Below are 6,361 nucleotides of genomic sequence, written 5' to 3'. Positions count from 1 at the left end.
GACGGTGTGGGCAGCGGGGCCTCGATCACCGTGGCCCCGTGCCGGGCGGCCTCGTCGCCCCCTTCCGGCGACTCCGCGGCGCGCTCGGCCACCGGCCGGGGAACGCTGTGCGCGTCCGGGTCCAGCAGCGCCTCCGCCAGTTCGTCGAGGGCCGTGACCGTGCCGCCGTGCGCACCGGGGGAGAAGGACCAGTGCGCCCGGTTGTCCGAACGTCCGGCGCTCCAGTGCAGCCCGATGATCCACCGGCCCTCGTCGGACCGCCAGGCGTCCCAGCTCGCCTGGGTGTGGTCGTGCCCGTGCAGCCCGAACGCGTGCGCGACGATCTCCCCGAGCGTGCGGATGTCCGGTCCGTCCTCCCGAACCGGGTGGGCACGCTGGGCGAGGTCGGCCGTGCGGGAGCGTTCGAGCAGCACCGGATGGGCGAACCGCTCGACCCGGTCGGCCGACATCCCCGAGGCCGACGCCACCTGCTCGACGGACTCCCCCGCCCGGATCCGGGCCTGGATCTCGCGTGGACGCATGGGACTCTCCTGCTCGATCTCGATCTGGCCGAGCCGGGCGATGTCCCCGCGGGCCGCCGCGCGCAGGCGCTCGTCCGCGGGCAGGAGGAACCGCTCGCGGCGCTCAGGGTCTTCGCACACGAGGGACGTGCCGTCCTCGTGCAACCCGACCACTCGCAGCGTTCGCATGTCCGCCTCCGAAAGACATCACCTCTGTGGGTGTCCACGGTAATGCGGCGCGTCGCCTTGACGGGAGAGGCGCGCCGGAATCCGTGAACATCCCGTGTCGATCGTCCTCGACACGGCCCGTATATCCGGTCCCGACGCGCCGGACTACCCGTTGCCCGATCAGGCGAATCTCGGAACGCTCACTTCGTGGTGCGCTCCACGATCCACTCGATGCACCGGGTCAGCGCCGTGACGTCGTCCGGCTCGATGGCCGGGAACATGCCGATGCGCAGCTGGTTGCGGCCCAGCTTGCGGTACGGCTCGACGTCGACGATGCCGTTGGCCCGCAGCGTCTTCGCCACCGCGGCGGCGTCCACGCTCTCGTCGAAGTCCACGGTGCCCACGACGTAGGAGCGCAGCGACGGGTCGCTCACGAACGGCGAGGTGTAGGAGGTCTTCTCCGCCCACTCGTACAGCCGGTCCGAGGTCTCCCGGGTCCGCGCGGTGGTCCAGTCGAGGCCCCCGTTGCCGAGCATCCACTCGACCTGGTCGGCCAGCATGAACAGCGTGGCCAGCGCCGGGGTGTTGTAGGTCTGGTCCTTGCGGGAGTTGTCCAGCGCGGTGGGCAGCGACAGGAACTCGGGGACCCAGCGGTCCGAGGCGCCGATCTCGCCCACGCGTTCGATCGCGGCGGGCGACATCAGGGCCACCCACAGGCCGCCGTCCGAGGCGAACGACTTCTGGGGGGCGAAGTAGTACACGTCGTAGTCGGCGGCCCGCACCGGAAGGCCGCCTGCCCCGCTGGTGGCGTCGATCGCCACCAGCGCGCCCTCGCTGTCCGCGGGACGGCGCACCGGCACGGCGACACCGGTCGAGGTCTCGTTGTGCGCCCAGGCCACCAGGTCGCAGCCCGGCTCGTAGGTGATCTCGGGGGCGGTGCCCGGCTCCGAGGTGACCACGACCGAGTCGGACAGGAACGGGGCCTTGTCCGTCACGGTGGCGAACTTCGAGGAGAACTCGCCGTAGGAGAAGTGCTGGGCACGCTCGCGCACCAGACCGAACGCGGCCGCGTCCCAGAACGCCGTGGTGCCTCCGTTGCCCAGCACCACCTCATAGCCGTCGGGCAGGTCGAACAGCTCCGCCAGCCCGGACCGCACCCGGCCGACGAGGGACTTCACCGGCTTCTGGCGGTGCGACGTGCCGAGGACATTGGCGCCCTCCCTGGCGAGGTTGGCCAGCTGCTCGGGGCGCACCTTGGACGGGCCGCACCCGAACCGGCCGTCGGAGGGCTTGAGGTCTGCGGGCAGTGTCAACTCATCGGCTTCGGTCATACCGTCAGTGTTTCACGGTCTCCGGCCACATTGAATGACGAGCGTCACCCACGCCAGCCCCCGTCGTCGACGCCGCCGGGCACCGGCACGGCCGGATCGTACGGCGTCCGGGTGAAGATGAAGGTCGCCAGATCGAGGTATCGCGCGGTTCCGTCGGTGTTCCGGTGGACCGTCAGCGTCTCCCCGGAGTAGTAGCCGTCCAGCCCGAGCCACCGGTCCCCGTCCAGTGGCCGGAACCGGGACGCCCGGCCCGCCCCGGCGGCGGGACGCAGGTCGAGCCACCCGTTCGGCAGCACCCGGAGGTGGTGCGGTGCGGGCCCCCAGTGCCAGAGGCCGGTCAGCTCCAACAGGCCGTCGGGGACCGGGGCGGGCCGCCACTCGGCGGGCAGCCGCGGTTCCTGCTCGTCGGCCGTCGCGACGAGATCGGCCACCAGGGAGAGGATGCCCACACCGCCGGTGGCGTTGGCCAGTGCCAGTGCTCCCGTGCCGGTGGCCGGGTCGGTCATCGTGGTGGCCAGGAACCCGGGCATGGAGCCGGTGTGCCCGGCCAGCCGCGTGCCGTGCACCCGGGCGAGCTGCAGCCCGAGTCCGTACCCGGCCGACCACGGCCCGCTGTCGTCGATCATCGCCGCCTCGCGCATCTCGGCCACCGTGTCCGGGTGCAGCACCTCGCCGGTGTCGCCGCCGACGAAGGCGGTGAAGGCGGCGAGGTCGTCGACGCAGGACCACAACTGCCCGGCCGGGGCCATTGCCCCCGCGTCGTGGGCGGGTTCGGGCAGCACGACGTCGGCGAACGGGTGCACCGCGAACCCCTGCGCGTGCGCCCCGGTGGGGCGGTCGGTGGTGCGGTGCATCCCCAGCGGGGCGAGCACCTCGGTGCGCACGGAATCCAGCCAGCTCGTGCCGCGCAGCCGGGCGACGAGCTCCCCGAGCACGCCGTAGCCGACGTTGGAGTAGTGGAACCGCCGCCCCGGACGGTGCTTGAGCTCCTCCCGACCGAGGTCGCCGTTCAGGTCGTCCCAGTCGCCGCCGGGGGAACGTTCCCACCACGAGCCGGGCGACTCGGAGGTCAGCCCGCCGGTGTGGGACAACAGCTGCGCGATCGTCAGCTCGCCGAAGGCGGTCCCGGGTACGTGGGTGTCCAGCGGGTCGGACAGCGCCAGCCTGCCCTCGTCGCGCAGCCGCAGCACCACCACCGCCACCAGTGACTTGGTGATCGAGCCGATCCGGTACAGCGTCCCGGTGTCCGGCCGTGCACCGGCCACCTCGCCCCGTGCGCCCCACCACGCGAGCTCGCCGTCCCGGATCACGGCGGCCACGAGGGAGGGGGCCCGCCCGGTGGACTGTTCGGTGGCCACACGGCGGAGCAGGGCGTGTTCGGTGGTAGGCAGCATGACGGCCATTCTGCCGCCCGCTCACCCCGTCCGCGCCGCGCGGCCTTCCGAGTGCAGCCGGTGGACGACCGCGGCGACCGCGAGCAGCAGCACCACCAGCATGATCGTTCCCAGGTTGAGGCCGAGTCCGTTGGCGAGTACGAACGCCAGCGCACCGGCGAACAGGCAGTACCAGATCATCGGGAAGATCGTCTTACGGATGAGGTCACCCTCCCTGCCGAGGAGACCGACGGTGGCGGAGGCGGCCACCACGTTGTGCACTGTGATCATGTTGCCCGCGGCGCCCCCCACGGCCTGACCGGCCACGACCGGCTCCGGGGGCACGCCGATCTGTTCCGCGGTGGAGAACTGGAACAGCGAGAACATCAGGTTCGACACGGTGTTGCTGCCCGCCACGAAGGCGCCGAGTGCGCCGATCCACGGTGCGAGCACCGGCCAGGCGTCACCGACGGCCGAGGCGGCACCGTCGGCCAGGGTCAGCGGCATGCTCTCGTATCCGCTGGTGTTCAGGTCGGAGTTGATGAACACCCGGACCAGCGGCAGCGCGAACAGCAGGGCGACCGCCGTTCCGGCGATCTGCCTGCCCGCCACACGCCAGGAGGAGGCGATCCGGGCGCCCGACATCCGGTGCAGCCCGTACGCGGAGACGCTGGCGACCACGAGGACGAAACCGGGAAGGTAGAACGGCTCCAGACTCTCGGAGATGTCGGTCCCCAGGATGCCGGTGAAGTCCAGGGACAGCCCGGTGAGGAAGTCGGTGAGCGGCTCGATCGTGCGGGTGAGCACCAGCAGCGCCGCCACCAGCAGATACGGCGCCCACGCCCGGGCCGGGTGCATCCGGCGTCCCGCCACGTCGGTGTCCGGCTCGACCCGCCCCGTCCAGACGGCCTCCCACCCGGCACGGGGTGGGAACTCCCAGGTGTGCGCGGGCAGGAACAGCCCGCGCCGCGCGGCGGTGACCACGATCGCCAGTCCGGCGAGCCCGCCGAGCAGCGCGGGGAACTCGGGGCCGAGCAGGGCGGCCACGGTGACGTAGGGGACGGTCATCGACAGCGCCGCGAACAGGGCGAACTTCCAGACCCCGAGTCCGTCCGCGAACCGGGCGGTCGCCGGGCGGGACCGGTCCCCGAAGAACCCGGTGAGCAGGCAGGCCAGGAACAGCGGGAGCAGCGTGCCCACGATCGCGTGGATGATCGCGGCGTCGAGCGCGATCCCGGCGATGTAGTCGGGCATCGGCACACCGAGCACGGACGCCCGCTCCTCGACGGCCGCGTTGCCGCTGAGTCCGTCCGTGACGCCGACGAGGACGGGGGTGCCCACGGCCCCGAAGGTGACCGGGGTGCTCTGGATGGTGAGGCCCACCAGCACCGCGGCCATCGCCGGGAAGCCGAGCGCCAGCAGCAGCGGGGCGACCACGGCGGCCGGGGTGCCGAAGCCGGAGGCGCCCTCGATGAAGCTGCCGAACAGCCAGCCGATGATGATCGCCTGCACCCGCCGGTCCGGGCTGATGTCGGTGAAGGTGCCCCGGATGGTGGCCAGGGCCCCGCTGCTGCTCAGCGTGCCGAGCAGCAGCAGTGCGCCGAACACGATGTAGAGCAGGCCCACGGCCAGGATCAGGCCCTCGATGCTGGAGGCGGCGATGACGACGGGCTCGACGCCCCACACGAACGCGGCGGCGCCGACGACCACGGCGAAGCCGAGCGGCATCGCGTACTTGGCCGGCCAGCGCAGTCCGACCAGCAGGATCCCGACGACCACGATGGGTGCCAGCGCGACGAGACTGAGTACCGCCAGGTTGTCCATGCCCGCCCCCGAGGTGGTCCGGAACCCGCGCTTTCGTATGGCGGAATGTGAGTTCCGTCATATTGTCGGCCTGTCAAAGTGTCACGGACCCGGTGGTCACCGTCAACCCTGCGTGGCGGGCGGGGTTGAAGATCGGCTCTAGCATGGTGCGATGCGGCGAGTGTGGGTGAACGGTGCGGACGGTGTCCGGTTGTCGGTGACGGTCGACGGGCCGGACGGTGGGATCGGGCAGGAGACCGACGTCCCGACCGTGGTGTGTGTGCACGGCTATCCCGACGACTCCACGCTCTGGGACGGCGTGCGCACGCGGCTGCGCGGCCGGTTCCGGGTGGTCACCTACGACGTGCGCGGGGCCGGGGACTCCGACGCGCCGCGGGAGGTCGCCGCGTACCGGCTGGACACGCTCGCCGCCGACCTGGTCGCCGTGCTCGACGAGGTCGCCGGGGACCGCCCGGTGCACCTGCTCGCGCACGACTGGGGTTCCATCCAGACCTGGCACGCGGTCACCGGGCCGTGGCTGCGGGGGCGGGTGGCCTCGTTCACCTCGATCTCCGGCCCGGACCTGGACCATGCCGCCCACTGGTTCCGCGCGCAGCTGCGGCCGCACCCGCGCAGGCTCGGCGCCGCACTGCGGCAACTGGCCCGGTCCGGATACCTGGCGTTCTTCCAGCTCCCGGTGCTGCCGGAACTGCTCTGGCGCTCCGGCCTGGGCGCGCGGGTCGTACGTGCGCGCGAACCCGCCGAGCCCGCGCCCCGGCATTCCGACGCGGTGCACGGGCTGAACCTCTACCGGGCCAACATCGTCGGCAGGCTCCGGCGCCCCGGGCGCCGCCCGGCGGAGATCCCCGTCCAGGTGCTCGCCCCCGTCGACGACCCGTTCGTGGGCGTGCCGTTGCAGACCGAGATCGCCCGGTGGGTGCCCGACCTGCGGGTGCGCCGTATCCCCGGCAGCCACTGGGTCGTGCGCGCCGATCCGGACCGGATCGCCACCGCCACCGCGGAACTGGTCGACGCGGTGGAGCCCGCCGGGTCCGGTTCCGGTGCGGACTCCGGGACCGACCCCGGGACGGATCCCGGGACGGGTGAGAGCCGGGCGCTGCGCCGTGCCCGGGTGAACCCGCCGCCCCGCGGCCGGTTCCCGGGGCGGCTCGTGCTCGTCACCGGC

5 protein-coding genes are annotated in these 6,361 nt (G+C 72.5%); 1 reads left to right on the top strand and 4 read right to left on the bottom strand.

Annotated features, from left to right (window positions below; translation table 11 throughout):
• From sepH to SACPADRAFT_RS0217720, 4 genes are all read right to left on the bottom strand, one after another.
• On the bottom strand, nucleotides 1–689 hold a 689-nt coding region (sepH, locus tag SACPADRAFT_RS0217735), incomplete at its 3' end, for a septation protein SepH (protein WP_007026010.1).
• 179 nt (nucleotides 690–868) lie between these two features.
• Nucleotides 869–1,999, bottom strand: a complete 1,131-nt coding sequence (gene serC, locus SACPADRAFT_RS0217730) for a phosphoserine transaminase (RefSeq protein WP_007026011.1) — start codon at nucleotides 1,997–1,999, stop codon at nucleotides 869–871.
• A gap of 44 nt (nucleotides 2,000–2,043) precedes the next feature.
• A complete protein-coding gene (locus SACPADRAFT_RS0217725) occupies nucleotides 2,044–3,402 on the bottom strand; it encodes a serine hydrolase domain-containing protein (RefSeq protein ID WP_007026012.1) in 1,359 nt (452 codons plus the stop codon).
• 12 nt (nucleotides 3,403–3,414) lie between these two features.
• Nucleotides 3,415–5,196 carry an L-lactate permease gene (locus tag SACPADRAFT_RS0217720; RefSeq protein ID WP_007026013.1) on the bottom strand — a complete coding sequence of 594 codons (1,782 nt, stop codon included), beginning with the start codon at nucleotides 5,194–5,196 and terminating at the stop codon, nucleotides 3,415–3,417.
• A gap of 151 nt (nucleotides 5,197–5,347) precedes the next feature.
• Here SACPADRAFT_RS0217720 and SACPADRAFT_RS0217715 point away from each other — a divergent pair.
• On the top strand, nucleotides 5,348–6,361 hold a 1,014-nt coding region (locus tag SACPADRAFT_RS0217715; RefSeq protein WP_007026014.1), incomplete at its 3' end, for an alpha/beta fold hydrolase.

This window comes from Saccharomonospora iraqiensis subsp. paurometabolica YIM 90007, assembly GCF_000231035.2.
Classification (GTDB): Bacteria; Actinomycetota; Actinomycetes; order Mycobacteriales; family Pseudonocardiaceae; genus Saccharomonospora; species Saccharomonospora paurometabolica.
The sequence above is the reverse complement of the archived record's forward strand: the minus strand, read 5'-3'. Positions and strand labels throughout refer to the sequence as shown.

Bases quoted from the DNA above. Each gene is read 5' to 3' on its own strand.
- serC (WP_007026011.1), bottom strand. From the start codon at position 1,999: ATGACCGAAGCCGATGAGTTGACACTGCCCGCAGACCTCAAGCCCTCC.
- SACPADRAFT_RS0217720 (WP_007026013.1), bottom strand. From the start codon at position 5,196: ATGGACAACCTGGCGGTACTCAGTCTCGTCGCGCTGGCACCCATCGTG.
- SACPADRAFT_RS0217725 (WP_007026012.1), bottom strand. From the start codon at position 3,402: ATGGCCGTCATGCTGCCTACCACCGAACACGCCCTGCTCCGCCGTGTG.